At 42.0% G+C, this 1805-nt stretch carries 1 protein-coding gene; it reads right to left on the reverse strand.

All coding sequences use genetic code 11. The features are described from left to right. Positions 1–389: 389 nt before the first annotated feature. Complete coding sequence (locus DET59_RS21305) at positions 390–1673, reverse strand: IS110 family RNA-guided transposase (RefSeq protein ID WP_113971588.1); 1284 nt, start codon at positions 1671–1673, stop codon at positions 390–392. Between the last annotated feature and the right edge of the window lie 132 nt (positions 1674–1805).

Here is a 1805-nt window from a genome sequence, read left to right on the forward strand (position 1 = left end):
CCTCCCTCAATAAAGTTAATTTTTCTTTGAAATACTCGCTTATTCTCAAAGTTTCTTTAATACACAATAGTGGATACACCTCAATAACTGGATAATGATTGAATATCTTAAAAAAACTTACATGTAGGGGGCCATCCTATCTCCCAAACTGGATGTGTTTGGAAAAATAGACTTATAACCGTGCCAGGAAATCTCCACGATGCTCACGGTCGCTAACCCTCCCATTTCTCTCAGGATTGGTATCCATACATTCCTTCGTCCTGCGTACCCATGAGGTGGAGGTTGGATATGCTCCTATGCTGGGTCTGATGCCCGTATGGTGAAAATAAACTCCAACTCTGCACTATTGGTATTTTTGAAATGATAAGCTTTTTAGATGTCTTGATTATTTAGGCAATCTTCAATACTTGTTTTTCAGGCAATCCTGTGAGTAATTTTGAACCATCGAATTCACATTGTTTATGGCCAATCACAAACAGCACACGTAATAATTTACAACACAAGGCAATGAGTGACTGTTGTTTTTTTAACGGTTTTTCGGACCGAGTTGTATAGTGTTTATGCAAGGCTTTGAATGTCGGGTTATGAGCGACAAGGGGTCTTATAGCTAAATAGAGAGCCCTGCGCAGACGACTTCGTCCTCTCTTGGTGATCCTGGTTTGTCCTTTATACTTACCAGAACTATGTTCGCGAAGTGAAAGGCCTGCCAGGTTGACCAATTGTTGAGGGTGGCTATACTTTGTAATATCGCCTACTTCAGCGAAGAATAAAGCCACAGTCGTTGTTCCCAATCCTGAAATATTCATCATCTGCTTGGCACCTGGAAGTGTTTCTACTAGGACTTCCAGCTTTTCGTCCAGTTCTTCCAGTTGTTCCTTAAACAGTTCGTATTGCTTGAGGAGGCATTCTATCTCCATTCTCGCAAATGCCGTTCCTACTTGAATCCCCACACTCTTCTTGGCCGCCTCTACTAGCTTTGAGGCTCGTTTTATGCCGACTCCACGTTGTACAAAGGGTTTCCACTCGGTTAATACTTCTTCAGGAGTTTTTTTCTTTATTGCGTTTGGAAAGGGGAACAATTTCAAAGTTGCTAGAGCTGCTTTTCCTTCCCAATCACCAAACACATCAAAGAACTCAGGGAAGTATCGTTGAATGTGGTTTTGGATGCGACCTTCGGCTACCATCAGCTGCTTGATAAGTTGATCTCGTAATTTGACGCCTTCTCTCAGTTCAGCATAAACGCCTTCCAAGAGGTTAGGTACAGAGTATCGACCATCCTTGATCAGCTGGGCAATGACACGCGCATCCTTTGTGTCATTCTTGGTTGGGGAATTATCATCAAGCTCTTTGGACTTCTTTACGTGCATTGGATTTACGACCACAAGGTCGATTCCCTTAGCCTTCAAGAAGTAAGCCAAACTCAACCAGTAATGGCCCGTAGGTTCTACTCCCACAATGTAACGATTCTTTCCATGTTCCCTTTTATGGAAGTCCATCCAATCTATTAGCTTGATGAACCCATGAATACGGTTTTCAAAGATCAAACGTTTGCCGAACTCAAAGCCTCGATCGTCTTGTGCGCGGGCAACGTGTTTGTCCTTGGCAATGTCGATTCCGATAATTAGAGTTTCAGAAGTGATTTGAGAGATTTTGTGATTTTGTGTATAATTCATTACTGAGTCCTCCTTGGTTACTTAATTAAGGGTCCATTTTTGCTTCGAAGCTTTGGACACCTCGTATGATACCAAGAGGGCTCTTTTTGTTTCAAACCTCAAATTTTCTTCTTAACAGGAATGCTCCTATAT

Origin of the sequence: Rossellomorea aquimaris (genome assembly GCF_003315075.1) — a bacterium.
Taxonomy (GTDB): Bacteria; Bacillota; Bacilli; order Bacillales; family Bacillaceae_B; genus Rossellomorea; species Rossellomorea aquimaris_C.

Coding starts and splice junctions, on each gene's coding strand:
- DET59_RS21305 (WP_113971588.1), bottom strand. CDS start 1,673: ATGAATTATACACAAAATCACAAAATCTCTCAAATCACTTCTGAAACT.